Source organism: Streptomyces sp. NPDC048269 (assembly GCF_040652395.1).
Lineage (GTDB): Bacteria > Actinomycetota > Actinomycetes > Streptomycetales > Streptomycetaceae > Streptomyces.
In genome coordinates, this window is the sequence record NZ_JBEZLW010000016.1 from 1 (window position 1) to 23,557 (window position 23,557).

At 71.1% G+C, this 23,557-nt stretch carries 18 protein-coding genes; 8 read left to right on the forward strand and 10 right to left on the reverse strand.

The window, feature by feature from the left end; genetic code table 11:
• The first annotated feature begins 366 nt into the window (after positions 1-366).
• The 3 genes from AB0D48_RS19360 (at position 367) to AB0D48_RS19370 (ending at position 5,416) form a co-directional block, all read left to right on the forward strand.
• Positions 367-1,674 (forward strand): LCP family protein, encoded by a 1,308-nt coding sequence (locus tag AB0D48_RS19360; RefSeq protein ID WP_362397880.1) that lies wholly within the window; start codon positions 367-369, stop codon positions 1,672-1,674.
• 224 nt (positions 1,675-1,898) lie between these two features.
• Positions 1,899-3,635: an LCP family protein gene (locus AB0D48_RS19365; protein ID WP_362397883.1), complete on the forward strand. Its 1,737-nt coding sequence runs from the start codon at positions 1,899-1,901 to the stop codon at positions 3,633-3,635.
• Positions 3,636-3,763: 128 nt separating this feature from the next.
• A complete protein-coding gene (locus AB0D48_RS19370; RefSeq protein WP_362398193.1) occupies positions 3,764-5,416 on the forward strand; it encodes an LCP family protein in 1,653 nt (550 codons plus the stop codon).
• 77 nt (positions 5,417-5,493) lie between these two features.
• Here the strand turns inward: AB0D48_RS19370 and AB0D48_RS19375 are convergent, their stop codons facing one another.
• Complete coding sequence (locus AB0D48_RS19375; RefSeq protein WP_362397886.1) at positions 5,494-6,525, reverse strand: glycosyltransferase family 2 protein; 1,032 nt, start codon at positions 6,523-6,525, stop codon at positions 5,494-5,496.
• Positions 6,526-6,818: 293 nt separating this feature from the next.
• Between AB0D48_RS19375 and AB0D48_RS19380 the strand changes: the two genes are divergently transcribed.
• Positions 6,819-8,201, forward strand: coding sequence for an LCP family protein (locus AB0D48_RS19380; protein ID WP_362398197.1), 1,383 nt, complete (start codon positions 6,819-6,821; stop codon positions 8,199-8,201).
• A 79-nt stretch (positions 8,202-8,280) separates the two neighbouring features.
• Here AB0D48_RS19380 and AB0D48_RS19385 read toward each other — a convergent pair whose 3' ends face one another.
• On the reverse strand, positions 8,281-8,817 hold the full coding sequence (locus tag AB0D48_RS19385; protein ID WP_362397889.1) for an acyl-CoA thioesterase: 537 nt from the start codon (positions 8,815-8,817) through the stop codon (positions 8,281-8,283).
• 106 nt (positions 8,818-8,923) lie between these two features.
• Here AB0D48_RS19385 and AB0D48_RS19390 point away from each other — a divergent pair, with 106 nt between their 5' ends.
• Positions 8,924-10,246, forward strand: a complete 1,323-nt coding sequence (locus AB0D48_RS19390) for an LCP family protein (protein WP_362397892.1) — start codon at positions 8,924-8,926, stop codon at positions 10,244-10,246.
• A 107-nt stretch (positions 10,247-10,353) separates the two neighbouring features.
• Here AB0D48_RS19390 and AB0D48_RS19395 read toward each other — a convergent pair whose 3' ends face one another.
• The gene (locus tag AB0D48_RS19395; RefSeq protein ID WP_362397895.1) at positions 10,354-11,436 is read right to left on the reverse strand and encodes an NDP-sugar synthase; all 1,083 of its coding nucleotides are present in this window, start codon (positions 11,434-11,436) and stop codon (positions 10,354-10,356) included.
• Between the two features lie 235 nt (positions 11,437-11,671).
• On the reverse strand, positions 11,672-12,829 hold the full coding sequence (locus AB0D48_RS19400; protein WP_362397898.1) for an acyl-CoA dehydrogenase family protein: 1,158 nt from the start codon (positions 12,827-12,829) through the stop codon (positions 11,672-11,674).
• A 193-nt stretch (positions 12,830-13,022) separates the two neighbouring features.
• Between AB0D48_RS19400 and AB0D48_RS19405 the strand changes: the two genes are divergently transcribed.
• Positions 13,023-14,366 (forward strand): UDP-glucose/GDP-mannose dehydrogenase family protein, encoded by a 1,344-nt coding sequence (locus tag AB0D48_RS19405; RefSeq protein ID WP_362397901.1) that lies wholly within the window; start codon positions 13,023-13,025, stop codon positions 14,364-14,366.
• A gap of 283 nt (positions 14,367-14,649) precedes the next feature.
• On the opposite strand, the gene AB0D48_RS19410 is transcribed toward AB0D48_RS19405, so the two are convergent.
• The 4 genes from AB0D48_RS19410 to AB0D48_RS19425 form a co-directional block, all read right to left on the reverse strand.
• Positions 14,650-15,717: a membrane dipeptidase gene (locus AB0D48_RS19410; RefSeq protein WP_362397904.1), complete on the reverse strand. Its 1,068-nt coding sequence runs from the start codon at positions 15,715-15,717 to the stop codon at positions 14,650-14,652.
• 135 nt (positions 15,718-15,852) lie between these two features.
• Positions 15,853-17,031, reverse strand: coding sequence for a dipeptidase (locus AB0D48_RS19415; RefSeq protein ID WP_362397906.1), 1,179 nt, complete (start codon positions 17,029-17,031; stop codon positions 15,853-15,855).
• Positions 17,028-17,564, reverse strand: coding sequence for a 5-(carboxyamino)imidazole ribonucleotide mutase (gene purE, locus AB0D48_RS19420; RefSeq protein ID WP_362397909.1), 537 nt, complete (start codon positions 17,562-17,564; stop codon positions 17,028-17,030). Before purE ends, AB0D48_RS19415 begins: the two co-directional genes overlap by 4 nt.
• Positions 17,561-18,700 (reverse strand): 5-(carboxyamino)imidazole ribonucleotide synthase, encoded by a 1,140-nt coding sequence (locus tag AB0D48_RS19425; protein ID WP_362397912.1) that lies wholly within the window; start codon positions 18,698-18,700, stop codon positions 17,561-17,563. Before AB0D48_RS19425 ends, purE begins: the two co-directional genes overlap by 4 nt.
• 211 nt (positions 18,701-18,911) lie before the next feature.
• Here AB0D48_RS19425 and AB0D48_RS19430 point away from each other — a divergent pair, with 211 nt between their 5' ends.
• Entirely contained in the window at positions 18,912-19,487 is a 576-nt protein-coding gene (locus tag AB0D48_RS19430) for a GtrA family protein (protein WP_362397915.1), read from the forward strand.
• A gap of 95 nt (positions 19,488-19,582) precedes the next feature.
• On the opposite strand, the gene AB0D48_RS19435 is transcribed toward AB0D48_RS19430, so the two are convergent.
• Together AB0D48_RS19435 and AB0D48_RS19440 are read right to left on the reverse strand one after the other, a co-directional pair.
• The gene (locus tag AB0D48_RS19435; protein ID WP_362397918.1) at positions 19,583-20,851 is read right to left on the reverse strand and encodes an ATP-binding protein; all 1,269 of its coding nucleotides are present in this window, start codon (positions 20,849-20,851) and stop codon (positions 19,583-19,585) included.
• A gap of 14 nt (positions 20,852-20,865) precedes the next feature.
• Entirely contained in the window at positions 20,866-21,543 is a 678-nt protein-coding gene (locus AB0D48_RS19440) for a response regulator transcription factor (protein ID WP_215139424.1), read from the reverse strand.
• 475 nt (positions 21,544-22,018) lie between these two features.
• Here AB0D48_RS19440 and AB0D48_RS19445 point away from each other — a divergent pair, with 475 nt between their 5' ends.
• Positions 22,019-23,536 carry an oligopeptide:H+ symporter gene (locus tag AB0D48_RS19445; RefSeq protein WP_362397922.1) on the forward strand — a complete coding sequence of 506 codons (1,518 nt, stop codon included), beginning with the start codon at positions 22,019-22,021 and terminating at the stop codon, positions 23,534-23,536.
• The last annotated feature ends 21 nt before the right edge of the window (positions 23,537-23,557 follow it).

Here is a 23,557-nt window from a genome sequence, read left to right on the forward strand (position 1 = left end):
GGAGGAGGGAATCGACGCGGTGGGGGCACCTCCCAGCGGTAGCTGGGGGACGTCGGTGACCGACGACAACGCGGCGAGCGTGCGTGCCAGGCCCCTCCAGCCAGACGGGACTTTGACGACACGACCTGAGGACGCGGCGCACTGCTCCGCGCCCTGGCCGGGCATGACCTGGTCACCCGGGCCGTCCCCTCGCCGGGCGCGCAGCCGTCACCCAGACTGGTCAAGCACGGGAACGGGCGATTTGTCACCCGCATGGCTCTAGACACAGCCCTGCCCCCGGGCCGCTCCCGCAGCCCGGGGGCAGGATCGGCAGTGGCCGTGCTCACCCGTACGGCCGCGGTCGCATCGGCGAGGGGACGGACGCCAGTGACGGACAGCGCAGGCATACCCGGCGGGACCGACCCGGCCGGAGGCGCCCCGAAGCCTCCGCGCAGCCGTCGGCGCCGACTCCTGCGCTGGATCGGACTCGGGGCGGCCTGCACGGTCCTGACGGGCTCGGCCTCCGGCTGGTGGCTCTACAAGAAGCTCGACGGGAACATCACCGAGGACACCTCGGCGGCGGCCGAGCTGCTGCGCTACGAGCGCGACCGCCCGGCGCACTTCGCGGACGGTGCCCAGAACATCCTGCTGATCGGCTCGGACTCGCGCTCCGGCAAGGACAACGCCCGGTACGGGCCGGACCAGAGCGGGCAGCGCTCGGACACCACGATCCTGCTGCACCTGCCGGCGGACCGGCGGAGCGCGACGGCGGTGTCGATACCGCGGGACCTCATGGCGGACGTCCCCGCCTGCCTGATGACGGACGGGCGCCGCACCCCCGAACAGTTCGCGCAGTTCAACTGGGCCTTCCAGTGGGGCGGGGCCGCCTGCACGATCCGTACGACCGAGAAGCTCACCGGCATCCGCATCGACCATCACATGGTGATCGACTTCGGCGGGTTCAAGCAGATGGTCGATGCCATCGGCGGGGTGGAGGTCTGCCTCAAGCAGCCGGTCGACGACTCCGAGGCGAAGCTGAGGCTGCCCGCCGGGCGGCAGACCCTCCAGGGTGAGCAGGCGCTCGGCTTCGTACGCGCCCGTTACAGCCTGGGCAACGGCAGCGACACGGAGCGGATGGAGCGCCAGCAGCAGTTCCTCGGCTCGCTCGTCAAGAAGGTGCAGAGCAACGGGGTGCTGCTGAACCCGGCCCGGCTGTATCCGCTGCTGGACGCGGCGACCTCCTCGGTGACCACCGACCCGGGGCTGGCATCGCTGCGCGGCCTGTACGAACTCGTACGGGGCGTACGGGACATACCGACCGACCAGGTCAAGTTCCTGACCGTGCCGCGCCGGCCGTACTCCGCGAACCCGAACCGGGACGAGCTGGCGGAGCCGGACGCGGCCCGGCTCTTCGAGCAGTTGCGGACGGACAAGCCGGTGACGGTCGCCCCGCCGAAGCCCGAGAGCGCGATCGAGCCGGCCGAGGCCACGCCGAGCGTTACGGATCCGGCCAAGGCCACGCCGAGCTTTACGGGGCCGGCCGAGGCCACGCCGAGCGTTACGGGGCCTGCCGAGGCCCGGCCCCGCGCAGCGGAGCCGTCCGGACCGGGAGAGACGCCCGGGGGAACCACCACGCCCCCCGCACCCGTCCCCACCTTTACCGGGACCACGGCGGGCATCGCCGACTGCCGGTAAAGCAATCCCAAAAGCCGGTGACCGAACCGAGCGGGATGGGCGGTTCGCCCCGTTATAAGGGGAGTGGAATTTGTCACCAGCATGGTTTGCAGCCGAACCTGACGGATAAGGTGAGCGATCCGGTGCCCCGGCCGGACCAGAGGCCGGGCACCAGCAGCCGGATCGTTGACCGTGCGCCTTGGGGGAGGCGCGTCGCGAGGCACCGACGGAGGATTCGAGCAACCGTGGATGCGCAAAGCCGTGGGCGGGCCGACGAGATCGACCCCGCAGACCAGTGGGTGCTCAATCCCCGCACAGGCCACTACGAACTGCGACTGGCCGACTCCGCTGCGCAGCAGCGGCCCACTGTCGGCGCCCCGCGCAGAGCGCCATCGGCGCCCACCGCCCCTTCCCCTTCTCCTTCCCCTTCCGTACCGAAGCCGCGGCGCGCCGACGGGCCGCCGCCCGGCGGCCGGCGCGGTGGCCGTTCCCGCAAGGGCGGAGGCGGCGGGCGGCGCAAGAAGGCGCTGCTCATCACCGGCGGGACGCTGGCGTTCCTGCTGGTCGCGGGCTCGGTGGGCGCGTACCTCTACTACGACCACCTGAACGGCAACCTCAGCGTCACCGACATCGCGGGCGCGGGCACCGGCGGCTTCAAGAAGGACCAGGCCATCAACATCCTGGTCATCGGCACCGACAAGCGCAGCGGTGCGGGCAACGAGGGCTACGGGGACAAGGACAGCGTCGGCCACGCCGACACCACGATCCTCTTCCACGTCGCCAAGGACCGCTCCAACGCCACCGCGCTGTCCATCCCGCGCGACCTGATCACCAACATCCCGTCCTGCCCGACCAAGCAGCCGGACGGCACGACGAAGGAGATCAAGGGCACGCGGGCCACCCGCTTCAACAACAGCCTCGGGCAGGAGGGCCGCGACGCGGGCTGCACGATGCGCACCGTCAAGGACCTCACCGGGATCGAGGTCGACAACTTCATGATGGTCGACTTCAACGCGGTGAAGACCCTGAGCACCGCGGTGGGCGGGGTGCCCGTCTGCCTGGAGAAGGCCGTCGACGACGAGGACTCCAAGCTCAAGCTGTCGGAGGGCGAGCACCGGCTGTCGGGCGAGCAGGCGCTGGCGTTCGTACGGACCCGCCACGCCTTCGGCAACGAGAGCGACCTGGACCGGATCAAGACCCAGCAGCAGTTCCTCGGCTCGATGATGCGCGAGATGAAGTCGAAGGAAACTCTGACGAGTCCGAAGAAGTTCTTCTCGCTCGCGGAGGCGGCCACCAAGTCGCTGACCGTGGACCAGGGCCTGGGCTCCATCGACAAACTCACCGACCTCGCGGGCGAGTTGAAGGACATCGACCTCAAGAACATCACCTTCACGACCGTGCCGGTACTCGACAACCCGGACGAGCCGCCGAACCGCAAGGCCACCGTCGTCGTCAACCAGGCGCTGGCCGATCCGCTGCTGCAGATGATCCGGGGGGACGTCTCGCTCACGGAGGTCGAGAAGAGGGAGCAGGCCGCGAAGGAGTCGGCCGACGCGGACGCGAAGGCCAAGCAGGACGCGCTGCTCCAGGGCAACAAGGCGCCCGCCGCGGACGTACGGGTGGACGTGTACAACGGCGGTGGCCCCCAGGGCTCCGCCTCCACCACCTTGAAGTGGCTGCAGATCACCAAGGGCGTGCCCAAGGCCAGCAACCACGGCAACGCCCCCGCGAAGGTCGCAGCCACGCAGCTGGAGTTCGCGCCCAACCAGGCGGACCAGGCCCGGGCGCTGGCGGAGATGATGGGGCTTTCGGCCTCCGCGATGAAGATGGGGACGGCCGATGCCGGGGCGAAGACGCCCATGAAGCTGACGCTGGGCCCGGACTTCAAGGAGCCGGGCGCGCCGCTGGCGCCGCCCGTTCCGCAGGAGTTGCCCAAGGACGTCCAGCAGGCCCAGGCCGACAAGGCGATCTGCGCCAAGTAACGGGCCGTAGCAGGTAATACCGGCACAACGCCGGGTCATCAGGATCTTTAGGGGGAGTACGCGTGAGGCACAGCAGCGTGCGGGGGGAGGGGGCGACCGCCCGCGCCGCCGACGACACGTCAGGGGACATGTCCGGCGGCGGTACGGGCGCCGCGGGCTCGGTGCCGCGGCCGCGGGACGGCTCCCGGGCCGCCCGCCGGGCGGCGGGCGGCCCCGGGAGCAGGCGGGGCCGCCGGCGCGTGCTGCGCTGGGTGGCCTCCGTACTGTCCCTGCTCATACTCGGGACGGCGGCGGCCGGTTACCTCTACTACCGCCATCTGAACGGCAGCATCAAGACGGATCCGCTGAACCTCGGCGAGACCAAGCTGGGCGGCTCCAAGCCCAACGCCTTCGGGCAGACCCCGCTGAACATCCTTCTCATCGGCTCCGACGCGCGCAACGACGCGGCGAACCAGGCCCTCGGTGGTGCGACGGACACCTTCGACGGACCGCCGCTGGCGGACGTGCAGATGCTGCTGCACCTGTCCGCGGACCGCAGCAACATGTCCGTGGTGTCGATGCCCCGCGACACGATGCTGATGATGCCCAAGTGCACCGAGCCGAACGGCAAGGTGCACCCCGCCAGCAAGGGGCTCGTCCAGACGAACGAGTCGCTCCAGCGCGGCGGACCGGGCTGCACGGTCGCCGCCTGGACCGAGCTGACGAAGATACCCATCGACCACTTCATGATGATCGACTTCAAGGGCGTGGTCTCGATGGCGGACGCCATCGGCGGCGTCCCGGTCTGCGTCGAGCAGAACGTCCTCTCCCGCACCCGCGACGGCAAGGGCTCCGGCCTGAAGCTGCCGGCGGGCACGAGCGTCATCCAGGGCGAGACGGCCCTGCAGTGGCTGCGCACCCGCTACGGCTTCGAGGACGGCACCGACATCGGCCGCACCCACGCCCAGCACCAGTACATGAACTCGATGGCCCGTGAGTTCCGCAAGAACGCCAAGCTCACCAACCCGGTCAAGCTCAACAGCCTGGCGCAGGCGGCGATCGAGGCCATGGTCGTGGACCCCGGCCTGAACAAGATCGACAAGCTGTACGACCTCAGCATGGAGCTCAAGAAGGTCCCGCCGGGGCGCATCACCATGACGACCATGCCGTGGGTCTACAGCACGAAGCCCGGGTTGGACGGCCGGGTCGAGCCGATGGCGGGCGAGGCCGAGGACGTGTTCCGGATGGTCCGCGAGGACATCGCGCTCGACGGCAAGGGCACGGGCTCGGGCGCCCCCACGGCCGCCGCCTCCCCGTCGGCCGCCGCCACCGCCCCGGCTCCCCCGGCCCAGGCGCCGACCACCGCCCCGGCCGCGCCGGCCGCACCGCCGGCGAAGATCGCGGTCAGCGTCCGCAACGCCACCGGCGGCAAGGACGGCGCCCAGGCCAAGGCCAAGGGCAGGGCGAACGAAGTCGCCACGCTGCTGACCGGCAAGGGCTTCACCAGGGCCAACGCCGACACCCAGACCGGGGCCGAGGACACCACGGTGGTCCGCTTCGCCACCGACGGCCAGGCGGCCGACGCCGCCGCCGTGGCCACCGCGCTCGGCCTGCCGGCCTCCTCGGTGCAGAAGACCGACGAGGTGTCGGGGATCACCGTGTTCGTCGGCAAGGACTGGCGGACCGGCGACGCGCCGACCCTGCCGCCGCCCGCCCCGACCAAGGCCCCGGACTCCGCCCACGCGCTCAACGGCGACAACGACAAGGCGTGCATGCCGGTCCAGCCCGGGTTCACCTGGTAGGCGCGCACACGAAAGGGGCCCGGCGCGACGGCTGTGATCTACGCAGCCGCCGCGCCGGGCCCCTTCGTACGTCTCGTCTACCTCTGGACCTGCGGGGCGTCCTGGTGCACGGCCGGACGGCGGCTCGCGATCAGCTTGTTCGCGAGCGAGCGCGGGCTCGTCAGGAAGCCGTAGCCCCAGCACAGGTGCATGGTGGCGAGGGCGAGCGGGATCTGCGCCCGCGCCTTGAGGGATAGGCTCTTGCCCGCCGGTACGGAGCCCACGGCGATCGCCGCGAGGTAGCCGGCCGGGACGGCGAAGCCCAGCGGGGTGACGGCCACGCCCACGACCACGCCCGCCGCGATCGCGCAGACCAGGGTCGGCGGGGCCAGGTAGCGCACGTTGATGGAGCCCGCGTGGTAGCGGGCCACCACGTGCCGCCACCGGCCGTAGTCCTTGTACTGCTTGGCCAGGGCCCGCACGGAGCGCCGCGGACGGTACTGGACCTTCAGCTCCGGGGAGAACCAGATCAGGCCGCCGGCCTCGCGGATCCGGAAGTTCAGCTCCCAGTCCTGGGCGCGGATGAACTCCTCGTTGTAGCCGCCCTGCCGCTCCAGCGCCTCGCGGCGGAAGACACCGAGGTAGACGGTCTCGGCCGGTCCCGCCTGGCCTCCGGTGTGGAACGGGGCGTTACCGACGCCGATCTTGGAGGTCATCGCGGCGGCGACGGCGTCTTCCCAGGCGTTCTGGCCCTCGGCGTGCATGATGCCGCCGACGTTCTGCGCACCGGTCTCCTCCAGGAGGCGCACGGCGGTGGCGATGTAGCTCGGAGAGAGCATGCCGTGGCCGTCGACGCGTACCACGATCGGGTGACGCGAGGCCTTGATGGCGGCGTTGAGCGCCGCCGGGGTCCGGCCGGTGGGGTTCGGGACGGTGTGGACTCGGGGATCCTCGGCGACGAGCTCAGCGGCGATCTCGTCGGTGCGGTCCGTGGACGGCCCGAGTGCGATCACCACCTCCATCTCGCCCGCGTACTCCTGTTCCAGGATGTGGCGGACGGAGTCGCGGAGGTAGTGCTCCTCGTTGAGCACCGGCATGATCACCGAGACTGCGGGCTGCTGGGCGGGCATGTGGTCCTTCAAGGTCGGGTATCGGTGTCACGTTACCGCGTACGAGGGAACCGGGTGCGCGCCGAGTGAGCGGTACGGACAGAGGCTGATCGTATGGGCCTACTGTTCTGACTAATCAGACCGATCTGGCCCGACCGTCGACCGGCCCGTACTGCTGATCCCCGCGGAGGTGTCCAACCGTGCCCCAGCCGCACCGCCCCACCCGTCCCGCCAGGCCGCCCCAGCCGCAGCGCGTACGGCGCGGCGGTACGGGCGGTCCGGCCCGGCGCCGGGGCGACAGACCCCGGTGGGGGGTGCGGATCGCGGCCGGGCTGTCGGTGGTGGTGCTGGGCTCCGGGGCCATCGGACACGCCGTGATGACCGGGCTGGACACGGGGATCGAGCGGGTGGACCCGTTCAAGGACATGAAGAACCGCCCCCGGGCCGGGCACGGCCTGAACTTCCTGCTGGTGGGCACCGACGGCCGGGACAAGATCAGCCCCGAGGAGAAACGCGAGTACCGCCTCGGCGGGGCGCCCTGCCACTGCACCGACACGATCATGCTCGTGCACCTGTCGGCGGACCGGGAGCGGGCGAGCGTGATCAGCCTGCCCCGCGACAGCTACGCCGAGATCCCCGAGCACCAGGACCTGGTCAGCGGCAAGCCGCACAAGGGGCACCCCATGAAGCTGAACGCCGCCTACGCGGAGGGCGGGCCCAACCTGACCGTGCGGACCGTCGAGAACATGACCCGGGTGAAGATCGACCACTACCTGGAGGTCGACTTCACCAGCTTCATGAAGACCGTCGACGCGATCGGCGGGGTGGAGGTCTGCACCGCCAAGACCATGCGCGACGCGAACACGGGCCTCGACCTGCTGCCCGGCACCCACCGGCTGGCCGGCGGGCAGGCCCTGCAGTACGTACGCTCGCGCCACATCGACGGGGCCTCCGACCTCGGCAGGATGCAGCGCCAGCAGCGGTTCGTCGCCGCCCTGATCCAGCAGGCGACCGGCGGCGGAGTGCTGCTCAACCCGGTGAAGTTCAAGCAGGTCAGCTCCACGCTGCTCGGCTCGGTCCGGGCCGACAGGGGCTTCGGCTCGGAGCAGATGCTCGCGCTCGGGCAGGCCATGCGGGACTTCACGCCGTCCTCCTCGGAGTTCGCCTCCGTGCCCGTCGGCGACCCCTCGTACCCCGTCAAGGGCTTGGGATCCACCGTGAAGTGGGACGAGCCGGAGGCCGCGAAGCTCTTCGAGGCGGTGCGGCAGGACCGGCCGCTCGCCCCGGCCCGGCCCGGGAAGCCGGGGGGCCGGCCGGCGGCGGTCCCGGTGGACGTGCCCCCGCAGCAGATCCGGGTCCAGGTGGAGAACGGGACCCGGATCGACGGGCTGGGCGGCCGGGTCGACGCGGCGCTGCGCGCCACCGGCTTCGACACCACCGGGGCGCCGGGCAACGGCGCCAGCCGCGACGTGAGGCGCACGGTGGTCACCTACGACCCGCGCTGGGACCGCTCCGCCCGGTCGGTGGCGACCGCGCTGCCGGGCAGCGCGCTGCGGGCGGTGGCGGGCCAGGGCCGGACGGTGCTGGTGATCGCGGGCGCGGACTACCGCAAGGTGGTGCCGGTGCGTGCGGAGGACCCGTACCAGGCCGGCACCGCCGGGGTGGTCACGGGCGACGACGTGGTGTGCGGCAGCTAGACCCCGTCGTCATTTCCGCCTGGCCCGCGGCGCCGGGAGGCGGCCGTCACGCGGCCGGCCCGCGGCGCCACGGCGGTCGTCACTCGTCGAAGCCCTGGGCCGCCCGCTCCTCGCGCAGGGCCATGATCGCCTTGCGGCGGGCGAGCCGGTGGGTGCGCCGGATCTGGGCCTCCTGGTAGCGCCGCTCGTCCTGCTCCGTCTCCGGGAGGACCGGCGGGACCCGGCGGGGCTTGCCCTCGGCGTCCACGGCCGCGAAGACGAGGTAGGCGCTGCCGACCTGGGTGGCGGGGGTGGACTCGTTCCACCGCTCCGCGAGGACCCGTACGCCGATCTCCATGGAGGAGCGGCCGGTCCAGTTGCACTGGGCCTTCACGTGCACGAGGTCGCCGACCCGTACGGGGGCGAGGAAGGCCATCTCGTCCATCGACGCGGTGACCGCCGGGCCGCCGGAGTGGCGGCCGGCGACGGCGCCCGCCGCGTCGTCCACCAGCTTCATGATCACACCGCCGTGCACCGTGCCGAGGAGGTTGGTGTCGTTGGCGGTCATGATGTGGCTGAGGGTCGTACGGGAGGCCGCGGTCGGCTTCCCCGGGATTTCGCCCGGTATCTCTGTCATACGGACACCTTAGATGCGTACCAGAGGCATCAGCTCTGCAACAGCCCCGGTACGGATCGCCCCCCGGGCTGTCGGACGACGCGCCCGGGCAGGCATCCTTGGGCGCATGAATGACTGGCCAGAAGGGTGGAGCGGCGACCGCGACGAACGTGGCCGCCGTGACGACGGGTACGGGCGCGGCAGCGCGCAGGCGCAGCCCGAGGGCGCGCAGCGGATGCGGCACGTCCAGCGGCAGCAGCCCACGCGCCCGGCGGTCCCGCCGCCCGCCCGGCGGCCCGGAACGCCGCCGCCCGCCCCGGGTGTGCCTCCGCAGCAGACGCAGGGCCCCGACGCGTACGGCTACGACAGCGGCTACAACACCGGCCAGGTCTACGGGTCGCCCGCGGGGCCCGGCGGGCCCGCGCAGCCGCCGTCGGGCCCCGGCCGCCCCGGGCGGGCGCCCGGGCCCGCCCCGGACTGGCGCAAGCGGATCAAGGTCGGCTCGATCGTGCTGGTCTCCGCGCTGCTGGTGACCTCGGTCGCCACCTACTTCTGGGCCGACTCCAAGGTGCGCCGGGAGGTGGACCTCTCCAAGGTCATCGAGCGCCCGAAGGAGGGCGACTGCACGACGTACCTGATCGTGGGCTCCGACAGCCGCGAGGGCATGTCCGACGAGGAGAAGAAGAAGCTCCACACGGGCTCGGCCGAGGGCAAGCGGACCGACTCGATGATGATCCTGGCGAAGTGCTCCAGCGGGAACACGATGATCTCGCTGCCGCGTGACTCGGACGTGGAGATCCCCTCCTTCGTGGGCTCCCAGTCGGGCAAGAAGTTCCCCGCCCAGGGGCGGCGGGTGAAGCTGAACGCGGCGTACGCCGAGGACGGCCCCGAGCTGCTCGTGCGGACGGTCGAGCACAACACGGGCCTGCGCATCGACCACTACGCGGAGATCGGCTTCGCCGGCTTCGCGAACATCGTGGACGCGCTCGGCGGTGTGGAGCTGGACATCGAGGAGGGCTTCAAGGACGAGAAGTCGGGCGCCGACTTCAAGGCCGGCAAGCAGACGCTGAACGGCGAGCAGTCGCTGGCCTTCGTACGGACCCGGTACGCCTTCGCCGAGTCGGACCTGCAACGGACGAAGAACCAGCAGAAGTTCCTGTCGGCGCTCGCCGGCCAGGCGGCGACCCCGTCCACGGTCCTCAACCCGTTCGAGCTGTACCCGGTGCTGGGCGCGGGCCTGGACACCTTGATCGTGGACAAGGACATGGGTCTGTACGACATGGGCCAGATGTTCTTCGCGATGAAGGGCGTCAACGGCGGTGACGGCGTCTCGATGAACATGCCGATCTCCGGCCAGCGGGGCGGCAACCTGGTCTGGGACAAGGCGAAGGTGCAGCAGCTGGTGAAGCAGATCCAGAACGACGAGAAGGTCACCGTCCGCGGGAACTGACCGGGGCGGTCCGGGCGGTTGGCGCGCCGGCTGCGTCACCCGCGCCTGGCCTGCGTGACCTGCGTGATCCGCCTGATCCCCGGCCGCCGGGGATCAGGCGTCCGGGATCAGGCGTCCGGGGAGAAGCGGATCGCGGCGGCGGGCAGCTGCGCCCCGCACCACACCCGGGCGCCCGCGCGGAGCTCGTTGTCGGCCCCCACGACGGCGTCGTCACCGATGACGGCGCCGTCCAGCACGGTCCGCGCGCCCACCGAGGCGCGGGCCCCGATCAGGGCGGCACTCACCTGCGCGTCGGCGCCGATGACCGCGTCCTCCAGCACGATGGAGCCCTTGACGACCGCTCCCGCTTCGATCCGGGCGCCGGCGCCCACGACGGTGCCCCCCGACAGCTTGGCCCCGGCGGCCACCTGGGCGCCGTCCAGCACGAGGAACTCGCCGCGCCGTCCGGGGACGGCCGGGGAGGACACCACACCGCGGACCAGGTCGGCGGAGGCCTGGACGATGAACTCCGGCTTGCCGAGGTCCATCCAGTACGTGTTCTCGGTGACGCCGTGCAGCGTGGCGCCGGAGGCGAGCAGACCGGGGAAGGTCTCGCGCTCGACGGAGACCGGGCGCCCGGCCGGGATGGAGTCGATCACGCTGCGGCGGAAGACGTAGCACCCGGCGTTGATCTGGTCGGTGATGATCTCCTCGGGGGTCTGCGGCTTCTCGGTGAAGGCCAGCACCCGCCCCTCGGAGTCGGTGGGGACCAGACCGAAGGCGCGCGGGTCGTCGACCTGCACCAGATGCAGGGAGACGTCGGCGTCGGCCGTTTTGTGGGATGCCACGAGGCCGGCGATGTCCAGTCCGGTGAGGATGTCGCCGTTGAAGACGAGGACGGCGGAGTCCGGGCCGCCCGTGAGCAGCTGCGCGGCGTTGCGGATGGCACCGCCGGTGCCGAGCGGCTCCTCCTCGACGACGTACTCCAGGTGGACGCCGAACTCGGATCCGTCGCCGAAGTAGGGCTCGAAGACCTCGGCGAGATAGCAGGTGGCCATCACGATGTGCGTGACTCCGGCCGCAGCGGCCCGAGCTATCTGGTGGGCGAGGAACGGGACGCCTGCTGTGGGGACCATCGGCTTCGGCGTGTTCACCGTCACGGGACGCAACCGCGTCCCTTGTCCGCCGACCAGCAGGATCGCTTCCGTCATTGCGTTCTCCCCAACCGATTCCGGCGTACGAAGGTCCAAATTTAGCCCATCCGAGTGCCACCCAAGGGCCTCGGGCGGATGTGTTCGCCCACCTCCGGCACCGTGGCCCACCCGTACGGCCGAAGCGCTCGGTGTGTCCCCCAATGACGCGGCGGTGCTCGCCGTAGCGCCGGCCCCGCGCAACAGCCCCCCGACAGTGCGTCGGGGGGCTGGCGCCTGACCTGCTGCGAAGGCTCTACGGCAGGTTGCGGGCCATGACGATCCGCTGGACCTGGTTCGTGCCTTCGTAAATCTGCGTGATCTTGGCGTCGCGCATCATGCGCTCGACCGGGTAGTCGCGGGTGTAGCCGTAGCCGCCGAGGAGCTGGACGGCGTCCGTGGTGACCTCCATGGCCACGTCGGAGGCGAAGCACTTGGCCGCGGCGCCGAAGAAGGTGAGGTCGGCGTCGACGCGCTCGGACTTGGCGGCGGCCGCGTACGTCAGCTGGCGGGCGGCCTCGATCTTCATGGCCATGTCCGCGAGCATGAACTGCACGCCCTGGAAGTCGCCGATCGGCTTGCCGAACTGCTTGCGTTCCTGGACGTAGCCCTTGGCGTAGTCCAGGGCGCCCTGCGCGATGCCGAGCGCCTGGGCGGCGATCGTGATGCGGGTGTGGTCGAGGGTCTTCATCGCGGTGGCGAAGCCGCTGCCCTCGGCGCCGATCATGCGGTCGGCGGGGATGCGGACGTTGTCGAGGTAGACCTCGCGCGTCGGGGAGCCCTTGATGCCGAGCTTCTTCTCGGGCGCACCGAAGGAGACGCCTTCGTCCGACTTCTCGACGACGAACGCGGAGATGCCCTTGGAGCGCTTCTCCGGGTCGGTGACGGCCATGACCGTGTAGTACTCGGAGACGCCCGCGTTGGTGATCCAGCGCTTGACGCCGTTGAGCACCCAGAAGTCCCCGTCGCGCACGGCGCGGGTCTTCATGCCGGCGGCGTCGGAGCCCGCGTCCGGCTCGGAGAGCGCGTACGAGAACATCGCGTCGCCCTTGGCGAGGGGGCCGAGGTACTTGGCCTTGAGCTCCTCGGAGCCGGAGAGGATCACCGGGAGCGAGCCGAGCTTGTTGACGGCCGGGATCAGGGAGGAGGAGGCGCAGACGCGGGCCACCTCCTCGATCACGATCACCGTGGCAAGGGCGTCGGCGCCCGCGCCGCCGTAGGTCTCGGGCACGTGGACGGCGTGCAGGTCGCTGGCGACCAGGGCGTCCAGGGCCTCCTGCGGGAAGCGGGACTCCTCGTCGACCGCGGCGGCGAACGGGAGGATCTTCGCCTCGGCGAGCGAACGGACCGACTCGCGGAGCATGTCGTGCTCCTCGGCCGGGCGGTACAGGTCGAAGTCGGCAGAACCCGCCAAGATCTCTCACTCCCCAGGGTGATGCGTGTGCTAACTACCGTTAAGTAACCCAAGCTTAGTGGTCCGGTCACGGATGGCGATATGGACGGCCTACGTGAGTTGCGTGACAGCGGGCTCCTCCTGGGGAACGTCCCCCCTGGTGGGCCCGACTATGCTCAGTGGCCGCAAACGGCCCCGCACCTCTGGAGCACCCATGGCCCCCCTCAGGATCACTGTGATCGGCACCGGCTACCTCGGCGCGACCCACGCCGCGGCGATGGCGGAGCTGGGCTTCGAGGTGCTGGGGCTGGACGTCGTGCCCGAGAAGATCGAGATGCTGGCGGCGGGCCGGGTGCCGATGTACGAGCCCGGACTGGAGGAGCTGCTCGCCTCGCACGTGGCCGGGCTGCCGGGCTCGACGGGGCGGCTGCGGTTCACGACCTCCTGGGAGGAGGTCGGGGAGTTCGGCGACGTGCACTTCGTGTGCGTGAACACTCCGCAGAAGCACGGCGAGTACGCCTGTGACATGTCGTACGTCGACTCGGCGATGGCGTCGCTGGCCCCGCACCTGACGCGGCCGGTGCTGGTGGTCGGCAAGTCGACGGTGCCGGTGGGGTCGGCGGAGCGGCTGGCGGCGAAGCTCGTGGAGCTGGCCCCGGCGGGCGCGGACGTGGAGCTGGCCTGGAACCCGGAATTCCTGCGGGAGGGCTTCGCGGTGCAGGACACCCTGCACCCCGACCGGATCGTGATCGGCGTACAGGGCGAGCGCGCGGAGAAGCTGCTGCGGGAGGTGTACGAGACCCCGATGTCGGAGGGGACCCCGCTGGTGGTCACCGACTTCCCGACCGCCGAGCTGGTGAAGACCGCCGCCAATTCGTTCCTGGCCACCAAGATCTCGTTCATCAACGCCATGGCGGAGGTGTGCGAGGCCGCGGGCGGTGACGTGGTGAAGCTGGCGGAGGCCATCGGCTACGACGAGCGGATCGGCGCGAAGTTCCTGCGGGCCGGGATCGGCTTCGGCGGCGGGTGTCTGCCGAAGGACATCCGGGCGTTCATGGCGCGGGCCGGTGAGCTGGGCGCCGACCAGGCGCTGACCTTCCTGCGGGAGGTCGACTCGATCAACATGCGGCGCCGCGGGCACATGGTGGAGCTGGCCCGGGAGGCGGTGGGCGGATCCTTCCTCGGCAAGCGGGTCGCGGTGCTGGGCGCCACCTTCAAGCCGGACTCGGACGACGTACGCGACTCGCCCGCGCTGAACGTGGCAGGGCAGATCCACCTCCAGGGCGGCCAGGTCACGGTCTACGACCCCAAGGGCATGGACAACGCCCGGCGCGTCTTCCCCACGCTGGGCTACGCGGACTCCGCGCAGGAGGCGGCCCGGGGGGCGGAGGTGGTCCTCCACCTGACCGAGTGGCGGGAGTTCCGCGACCTGGACCCGGCGGAGCTGGGCCGCGTCGTCACCGACCGGCTGATCCTGGACGGTCGCAACGCGCTCGATCCCCAGCTCTGGCGTGCGGCGGGGTGGACGTACCGGGCCATGGGCCGGCCCCGCGCGTAGCGCCTGGCGGGACCCGCGCGTGGCGCGGCAGGCGGACCCGCACGGCGCGGCAGGGTGGCCGCCGGGCCGCCGCACGGGGGCTCCCCCACCCCTTCTCCCCGGCTGCCGCTGTGACGGGCAACCCGGGCGAGCCCGCAGATGACGGCTCCCGGGGCCGGGCTGCTGCAGATGCCGGCTCCCGGGCCGGGCTGCACGTGCCCGGCCCGGCCCCCGGCGGACGGAGGCCGGCGCGGCGGTGCGGGGCCGGGGAGGCCCGCCCGGGCCGAGCCGTGCGAGGGGCGGCCTAAGAAGTGCCGCGGCGGTGCTGGGCCGCGCGGGAGATGAATTCCGCGTCGCGGAGGACTCGTTGGGCGTTGCCCCAGGTCAGGAGTTCGAGGTCGGATTCCGGCCAGCCTCGGTCCAGGAGTTCCGCGATCAGGCGGGGGTAGCCCGAGGGGTCCGTGAGACCGGCCGGGCGGGCGGTGCCCTGTTCGGTGCCGAAGGCGGCGCCCAGGCCGACGCAGTGCGGACCCGCGACCGCGCGGACATGGTCGACGTGGTCCGCGACCGCGTGCAGGGAGTCCCCGGTCCGCATGGCGTCGAAGGTGACCATCGCCAGGCCGTCCGCCTCCCGCAGCGCGAGCAGGACCTCGTCCGTGACGTTGCCGGGATACGGGTTCAGGGCCGCGGCCGCGGTGCTCGAGATGATCACCGGGGCCTTGGAGGCAGCCGCGAGCTGGCGGGCCACCGTCGGTTGGCAGCCGGTCAGGTCCAGCACGATGCCCAGCCGGTTGGCCTCCAGGACCACCTCGTGGCCGAAGGCCGTCAGGTCATGCTGGGCCCAGGCCGCTCCCGCGGGCGCGAAGATCCGTACGCCCAGCGCGTGGAAGGCGTGCAGCGCGCCCAGCGAGTCGGTCAGTGTCCGGCCGGGCACCGGGCCGAGGAACGAGGCGATCCGGCCGCGGTTGCGGGCGTCGGCCATGTCGTCGGCGGTCAGCGCCAGGCAGAGGCTGTCCGGGTAGCGGCGGATCAGGGCCAGTGCCACGTCGATCTGTTCCAGGGTGTCGGAGACCACCTGGTCGGTCGGGGCGCCGGTCTCGTGCGGGCTCAGCAGGGACCAGAACTGCGCGCCGACTCCGCCCGCGCGCAGTCGGGGGAGGTCGGTGTCGACACCGCTGTCCCCTGGTTTGTCGATGTCGTGGTACGGGCTCTGGCGCAGCGTCCAGACGAGCGTGTTGCACCCGTCCGCGACGGGATGCACGGACAGCAGCGCGGCGGCCCGTTCGAGGGCGCCGGCCGCCACCGTGGATGCTGCGGGCAGGTCTTCTGCTCCGATGCCCACGGAGTGGGGTTCATCCTGCAGGTCGGCCATGGCGTTCGCTCCGGTCTCGGCGGCAGCAGGGAGAGATGGTGCCACCGTGACATGCGGGACGGCCTGGCCGCCCGGCAGATGTGGCAAACGGGTGTAACCCGAAGGTCACACCCGTTGCCCCGGTCGCCCGGCCTGCTAGATCACCGCGTTCGAAGGACCGCGGGACGCCGAGAGGTCCCGCGCCACCGCCTCCGCGTCGCGCAGCGCCCGTACCGCGTTGGACCAGGTCAGCTTGGCCAGGTCGGCCTTGGACCAGCCGCGCGTCAGCAGTTCCGCGATCAGGTTCGGGTAGCCCGCCACGTCGTCCAGCCCGGACGGGGTGAAGGCCGTGCCGTCGTAGTCCCCGCCGATGCCGATGTGGTCGATGCCGGCCACCTCGCGCATGTGGTCCAGGTGATCGGCGACCGTGGCGGCCGTGGCCACCGGGCGCGGGCGCTCCGCCTCGAAGGCCCGGTGCAGGGCCATCGCCTCGGGCGTGGTGTCCAGGTGGTGGAAGCCGTGCGCCCGCAGGTTCGCGTCCGCGGCCAGCGTCCACTCGACCGCCGCCGGGAGGATGAACTTCGGTACGAAGGTGGCCATCGCCACCCCGCCGTTGGACGGCAGCAGCGCCAGCACGTCGTCCGGGACGTTGCGCGGGTGGTCGCACACCGCGCGGGCCGAGGAGTGCGAGAAGACCACCGGCGCGGCCGAGACGGCCAGCGCGTCGCGCATCGTCGTCGCGGCGACGTGCGAGAGGTCGACCAGCATGCCGACGCGGTTCATCTCGCGGACGACCTCACGGCCGAAATCGGTGAGGCCGCCGTGCCGGGGCTCGTCCGTCGCCGAATCCGCCCAGTCGATGGTGTCGTTGTGCGTGAGCGTCATGTACCGCACGCCCAGCTGGTGCAGGGCGCGCAGGGTGGCGAGCGAGTTGTTGATGGAGTGGCCGCCCTCGGCGCCCATCAGCGAGGCGATCCGGCCGTCGGCGCGGGCCGCCTCCATGTCGTCCGCCGTCAGCGCGCGCACCAGGTCGTCCGGGTAACGGTCGATCAGCTGGTCCACGGCGTCGACCTGTTCCAGCGTGGCGCTGACCGCCTCGTCGCCGGTCAGCTCGGTACTCACGTACACCGACCAGAACTGTGCGCCGACGCCGCCGGCCCGCAGCCGGGGGATGTCGGTGTGAAGGTACGCCGACTGGTCTGCGGCGATGTCCCGCTGGTCCAGGTCGTAGCGCACCTGCTTGCGCAGCGCCCAGGGAAGGTCGTTGTGGCCGTCCGCGACGGGGTGCTCGGCCAGGAGTGCTCGCGCCTCGTCCAGGCGCTGCGCCGCGCTCACTTGCCGAACCCGAAGGACTCCGTGCCGGCGACCTTCGTGCGCAGCCGCTTGCCCTTCTCGGTGGCCTGGTCGTTCAGCTCCTGCTGGAAGTCGCGCATCCGGGCCAGCAGCTCGGTGTCGTGCGCGGCCAGCATCCGTACGGCCAGCAGGCCTGCGTTGCGCGCCCCGGCGACCGAGACGGTGGCGACGGGAACCCCGGCGGGCATCTGGACGATCGACATCAGCGAGTCCATGCCGTCGAGGTACTTCAGCGGCACCGGGACGCCGATGACCGGCAGCGGGGTGACGGAGGCGAGCATGCCGGGCAGGTGGGCGGCGCCGCCGGCCCCCGCGATGATCGCCTTGAGGCCGCGGCCGGCGGCCTGCTCCCCGTACGCGATCATCTCGCGCGGCATCCGGTGGGCGGAGACGACGTCGACCTCGTACGGGATCTCGAACTCGTCCAGGGCCTGGGCGGCGGCCTCCATGACCGGCCAGTCGGAGTCCGAGCCCATGACGATGCCGATGACGGGACCAGCTGTGGGGGTGCTCATTCCGTGACCGTCCCTCTGAGGTAGTCGGCAGCGTGGCGTGCGCGCTTCAGCACATCGTCCAGGTCGTCGCCGTAGGTGTTGACGTGGCCGACCTTGCGGCCGTGCTTCACGTCCTTGCCGTACATGTGGATCTTCACCTGCGGGTCGCGGGCCATGCAGTGCAGGTACGCCGCGTACATGTCGGGGTAGTCCCCGCCCAGCACGTTCGCCATGACCGTCCAGCGGGCACGCGGGCGCGGGTCGCCCAGCGGAAGGTCCAGGATCGCCCGTACGTGGTTGGCGAACTGGGAGGTGATGGCCCCGTCCTGGGTCCAGTGGCCGCTGTTGTGCGGGCGCATGGCCAGTTCGTTGACCAGGATGCGGCCGTCGACGGTCTCGAACAGCTCCACGGCCAGGTGGCCGGTCACGTCGAGCTCCTTCGCGATGCGCAGGGCGAGCGCCTGGGCCTCGCCGGCCAGCTCCTCCGAGAGGTTCGGTGCGGGGGCGATCACCGTGTCGCAGACGCCGTCCACCTGGACGGACTCCACGACGGGGTAGGCCACCGCCTGGCCGTGCGGGGAGCGGACGATGTTGGCCGCGAGCTCGCGGACGTACTCGACCTTCTCCTCCGCCAGGACGGGGACGCCCGCTCTGAAGGGCGCCTCCGCGTCGTCCGGGGTGCGGACGAACCACACGCCCTTGCCGTCGTATCCGCCGCGCACCGTCTTGAGGATGACCGGGAAGCCTCCCACCTCGTCCGCGAAGGCCGCCACGTCCGCCGGATCGCGCACGATCCGGTGGCGGGGGCTGGGCGCGCCGATCTCGTCGAGCTTGGCGCGCATCACCCCCTTGTCCTGGGCGTGCACCAACGCGTGGGGCCCCGGGCGGACGGGGATGCCGTCCGCTTCCAGGGCCCTGAGGTGCTCGGTGGGTACGTGCTCGTGATCGAAGGTGATCACGTCGCAGCCGCGCGCGAAGGCGCGCAGCGTCTCCAGGTCGCGATAGTCGCCGATGACGACGTCGCTCACGACCTGGGCCGCCGAGTCCTGTGGGGTGTCACTGAGGATCTTGAATTTGATGCCGAGGGGGATGCCCGCCTCGTGGGTCATGCGGGCGAGCTGTCCGCCGCCGACCATGCCGACTACCGGGAACGTCACTCCTCCAGGGTATCCGGCGGTATTCCGCCATCCGGACGTGACCCTGGCTCGGACCCGTCGGTGTGCCGTCCGGGTGGTGCCGGTGTGCCGTGCGTCGCACGGTGTCCGAAGGCACAGACGGGCCACAGGGGGGACACTTAACATGTGGGGGTTGACGGAGAAGACCGGACGCCCCGAGGCGGGGCGGTAACCGACAGGGACTGCCATTCACATGAGCACGCCGGGGAACGGATCTGTTCTCGAACGCGTACGCGGTCTCGTTCGGGAGGTCGCCAAGTTCGGGGCGGTCGGCGGTCTGGGCGTGCTGGTCAACCTGGGTGTCTTCAACCTGATCCGCAACACGACCGACCTCCAGGTGGTGCGCGCGAGCGTGATGGCCACCGCCGTCGCCATCGCCACGAACTACCTCGGCTTCCGCTACTTCGCCTACCGGGACCGGGCCCAGGGCGGCCGCACCCGCGAGCTGACCCTGTTCGCCGCCTTCAGCGCGATCGGCCTGGTCATCGAGAACGGCGTGCTGTACGCGGCCACGTACGGCCTCGGCTGGGACGGCCCGGTCGCCACCAACGTCTTCAAGTTCATCGGCATCGGCACCGCCACCGTCTTCCGCTTCTGGTCGTACCGGACCTGGGTCTTCAAGGCCCTGCCCGTGGCCGCGCCGGGCGTCGCGCAGTCCGAGCCGATGCCCGATCCGGCGCCGCTGCCCAAGCCCGGGCCCAGGCCGGAGCCGATGCCCGACCCGCTGCCGGATCCGGTGCCCGATCCGATCCCCTCGCCCGCGAACTAGGGCCTGTCCGGGCGGCCTTCGCGGGCCCGCGCGGATCGCCCGGATCGCCCGGCTCGCCCCGCCAGGACCCGGCCGCGCACACCCGGCCCGGTCCCCTACCGGACCGTGGCCTGCTCCGGCTCGGTCCGCCGCGGTGCCGTGCGGCTGAGGAAGAGCGCGAAGACGGGCGGCTGCGCCTGGAGCAGTTCGAGGCGTCCGCCGTCCGCCTCCGCGAGGTCCCGGGCGACGGCCAGGCCGATCCCGGTGGAGTTGCGGCCGCTGATGGCCCGCTCGAAGATCCGGTTGCCGAGGTCGGGCGGGACCCCCGGTCCCTCGTCCGTGACCTCCAGCACCGCCTGGTTGCCGACCACCCGGGTGCGCAGCGCGACGGTGCCGCCGCCGTGCATCAGCGCGTTCTCCACCAGGGTCGCCAGGACCTGCGAGACGGCTCCCGGGGTGCCGACGGCCCGTACGCCCTGCTTGCCGGAGCGCACGATGGCCCGGCCCGCGCTGCGGTAGGCGGGGCGCCACTCCTCCACCTGCTGTTTGACGACCTCGTCGAGGTCGAAGGGGACCGCCGAGCCCGTCCGCGGGTCCCGCGAGTTCGTGAGGAGGCGCTCCACGACGTCCGTGAGCCGCTCCACCTGGGTGAGGGCGATGGTCGCCTCCTCCCGTACGGTCTCCAGGTCCTCGGTGACCGTGATCTCCTCCAGCCGCATCGACAGCGCCGTGAGCGGGGTCCGCAGCTGGTGGGAGGCGTCCGCGGCGAGGCGCCGTTCGGCGGTCAGCATCCGTCCGATCCGCTCGGCGCTGGAGTCCAGTACGTCCGCGACCCGGTCCAGCTCGGGGACCCCGTACCGCTTGTGCCGGGGCCGCGGGTCGCCCGAGCCCAGCCGCTCCGCCGTCTCGGCGAGGTCGGTGAGCGGGGAGGCGAGCCGGTTCGCCTGCCGTACGGCGAGCAGTACGGCCGCCACGACGGCCAGCAGCGCCACGGCGCCGACCACGGCCAGGGTCCGCCCGACCTCCTTGGTCACGGTGGAGCGGGACTCCTCGACGACCACGATCTCGCCCTGCTCGCCGCGCGCGGTGCCCCGGATGACGTCGCCGTCGATGCGGTCGGCGACCTCCACGGCCGGCCGGCCGGGGATGGTGATCCTGGCGTGGTGGCCGATGTCGAGCTGGTCGGCGAGCGCCTGGGGGTCGACGGGCTGCTTCTCCAGGACGTTCGCCTCGACGATGCCCACCAGGCGCAGCGCCTCGGATTCGATGCGGTCCTGGGCGCTGCTGGTGATGGTCCGGGTCTCCACGATGACCAGGGAGACCCCGAAGACGGCGATCACGACGAGCACCACGGCGAGCGTGGATTGGATCAGGCGGCGGCGCATGGCTCAGTCAACGCTCAGCTCTTCTCGAAGCGGAAGCCGACGCCGCGGACGGTGGCGATGTAGCGGGGGTTGGCGGCGTCGTCGCCGAGCTTCTTGCGCAGCCAGGAGATGTGCATGTCGAGGGTCTTGGTGGAGGACCACCACGTGGTGTCCCAGACCTCGCGCATGAGCTGGTCGCGGGTGACGACCCGGCCCGCGTCGCGGACCAGGACCCGCAGCAGGTCGAACTCCTTGGCGGTGAGCTGGAGCTCCTCCTCGCCCATCCAGGCGCGGTGCGACTCGACGTCGATGCGCACGCCGTGGGTGGCGGGGGGCTGGGCGGTCTCGTTCGCGCCGCGCCGGAGCAGGGCCCGGACCCGGGCCAGCAGTTCGGCGAGGCGGAAGGGCTTGGTCACGTAGTCGTCGGCGCCTGCGTCGAGGCCGACGACCGTGTCGACCTCGTCCGCGCGGGCGGTGAGGACCAGGATGGGGAAGCCGTGGCCCTCGGCGCGCAGCCGGCGGGCGACTTCCAGGCCGTCCATGCCCGGCAGGCCCAGGTCCAGGACGACCAGGTCGACGCCGCCCTGCAGGCCTGCGTCCAGGGCCGTCGGGCCGTCCTCACGGACCTCGACCTCGTACCCCTCCCGGCGCAGGGCGCGGGCCAGGGGTTCCGAGATGGATGCGTCGTCCTCGGCGAGCAGTACACGCGTCATGTGGGTGATGGTAGTCCGCGGCGGCTGCAAGGAGGGGCATGCCTGCGGGACCCTCCTGATCTGTGGTTATGAGCGAGGGGGTGCCTTCGAATATGGTCGATCGGTTCCCGGGTTACCTGTGATGCATATCTCAAGTCCTTCCATATGCCGCAGTGTCGTGTCGTATGGTGGCGAGACGCCTGATGCACTACCCAGGGGATCTTTGTGCCGAAAAGCGAGCCAAAGACCTCAAATTCTGCTCTGGTCGGTTTGTCCGGCCCAGATGACAGTGAATGACCTGTGGGCCGGGCCTTGTCGCCACGAAGCTGCGCGACAGGGCGTGGATCCCGGTTACGGCTGACCTTTCGCTTCCGATCCGTCGGAGGCGGGACCCCTGGGCGTGGGGTGGGTCACCCGCTGCCGGTGCCGGCCACCCCCCACCGGGCGCTGAACAGCTCACGAAGCGAAGCGCGTCCCGACCAAGCAAGGATCGACCATGGCTTCCAGCCTGACGAGGGACCCGGCGGATCCGTCCGCCGAGAAGACCTTCTTCGGCCACCCCCGTGGCCTGGCCACTCTGTTCATGACCGAGATGTGGGAGCGTTTCTCCTACTACGGCATGCGCGCACTTCTCGTGTACTACCTGGTCTCGGGCGGCGCCGACGCGGCCACGGGCAGCCAGGGCGGCGGTCTGGCGATGACCGCGGCCACGACCACGGCCATCTACTCCGTGTACGTCTCCATGGTCTACCTGATGGCCATGCCGGGCGGATGGTTCGGTGACCGCATCTGGGGCGCCCGCAAGACGGTCGCCATCGCCGGCTTCGTGATCATGGCCGGTCACCTCTCGCTGGCCCTTCCCGGCCAGGCGATGTTCTTCGTCGGTCTGATCCTCGTCGCGGCCGGTTCCGGTCTGCTGAAGGCCAACATCTCCACGATGGTCGGCCACCTCTACGACGGCCCGGACGACCCGCGCCGTGACGGTGGCTTCACGCTCTTCTACATCGGCATCAACCTCGGTGCCTTCGTCGCCCCGCTCGTCGTCGGAACGGTCGGCAAGGAGCACAACTGGCACCTGGGCTTCGCCCTTGCCGCCGTCGGCATGGGCCTGGGCCTGACCCAGTTCCTGCTCGGCACCAAGCACCTGAGCCCGAAGAGCAGCCAGGTCCCGAACCCGCTGACGCCGGAGGAGCGCAAGGCCGTCCTCACCAAGGTCGTCTTCGCCGTTCTGGGCATCGCCGTCTTCTACGGTGCCGTGGTCGCCCTCGGCGCCTACACCCTGAACTGGGCCCTGGTCCCGCTGACGCTGGCCGGCCTGTTCATCCCGATCGCCGTGCTGACGCGCATCAAGCGCGACAAGGACCTGTCGGGCGCCGAGCAGTCGAAGATGACCGCGTACATCTGGTTCTTCGTCGCCGCCGCCGTCTTCTGGATGATCTACGACCAGGGTGGCTCCACGCTGTCCCTGTTCGCCGACGACAAGACTGCCGGCACCCTCTTCGGCTTCGACTTCTCGGCCACCTGGTACCAGTCGCTGAACCCGCTCTTCGTGATGGCGCTGGCCCCGGTCTTCGCCTGGCTGTGGGTGTGGCTGGCGCGCAAGAACCAGGAGCCGAACACCATCGTGAAGTTCGCGATGGGCCTGGTCCTGATCGGTGCCTCGTTCTTCGTCTTCATCGTCCCGATGGGCATGGCGACGGGTGACGCCAAGGTCTCCCCGATGTGGCTCGTCTCGATCTACATGATCCAGACCATCGGTGAGCTGTGCGTCTCCCCGGTCGGCCTCTCGGTCACGACGAAGATGGCGCCGCAGAAGTACGCCTCCCAGATGATGGGTGTCTGGTTCCTCGCGGTCACCGCCGGTGACTGCACCACCAGCCTCCTGTCCATCGGCGGTGTGGACCTCAACGGCACGTGGGTGATCGGCTTCCAGGCCGCCGCCGCGGCCCTGGCCGGCTTCGCGGTCTACGCGTACCGCAAGAAGGTCCAGGCGCTGATGGGCGACGTGCACTGACGCACCCCCCCGCAACGCGCG

Excerpts from the sequence above, each read along its gene's own strand:
- AB0D48_RS19405 (WP_362397901.1), top strand. The coding sequence starts at position 13,023 with ATGGCCCCCCTCAGGATCACTGTGATCGGCACCGGCTACCTCGGCGCG.
- AB0D48_RS19410 (WP_362397904.1), bottom strand. The coding sequence starts at position 15,717 with ATGGCCGACCTGCAGGATGAACCCCACTCCGTGGGCATCGGAGCAGAA.
- AB0D48_RS19385 (WP_362397889.1), bottom strand. The coding sequence starts at position 8,817 with ATGACAGAGATACCGGGCGAAATCCCGGGGAAGCCGACCGCGGCCTCC.
- AB0D48_RS19395 (WP_362397895.1), bottom strand. The coding sequence starts at position 11,436 with ATGACGGAAGCGATCCTGCTGGTCGGCGGACAAGGGACGCGGTTGCGT.
- AB0D48_RS19370 (WP_362398193.1), top strand. The coding sequence starts at position 3,764 with ATGTCCGGCGGCGGTACGGGCGCCGCGGGCTCGGTGCCGCGGCCGCGG.
- AB0D48_RS19430 (WP_362397915.1), top strand. The coding sequence starts at position 18,912 with ATGAGCACGCCGGGGAACGGATCTGTTCTCGAACGCGTACGCGGTCTC.
- AB0D48_RS19440 (WP_215139424.1), bottom strand. The coding sequence starts at position 21,543 with ATGACGCGTGTACTGCTCGCCGAGGACGACGCATCCATCTCGGAACCC.
- AB0D48_RS19435 (WP_362397918.1), bottom strand. The coding sequence starts at position 20,851 with ATGCGCCGCCGCCTGATCCAATCCACGCTCGCCGTGGTGCTCGTCGTG.
- AB0D48_RS19445 (WP_362397922.1), top strand. The coding sequence starts at position 22,019 with ATGGCTTCCAGCCTGACGAGGGACCCGGCGGATCCGTCCGCCGAGAAG.
- AB0D48_RS19390 (WP_362397892.1), top strand. The coding sequence starts at position 8,924 with ATGAATGACTGGCCAGAAGGGTGGAGCGGCGACCGCGACGAACGTGGC.
- AB0D48_RS19375 (WP_362397886.1), bottom strand. The coding sequence starts at position 6,525 with ATGCCCGCCCAGCAGCCCGCAGTCTCGGTGATCATGCCGGTGCTCAAC.
- purE (WP_362397909.1), bottom strand. The coding sequence starts at position 17,564 with ATGAGCACCCCCACAGCTGGTCCCGTCATCGGCATCGTCATGGGCTCG.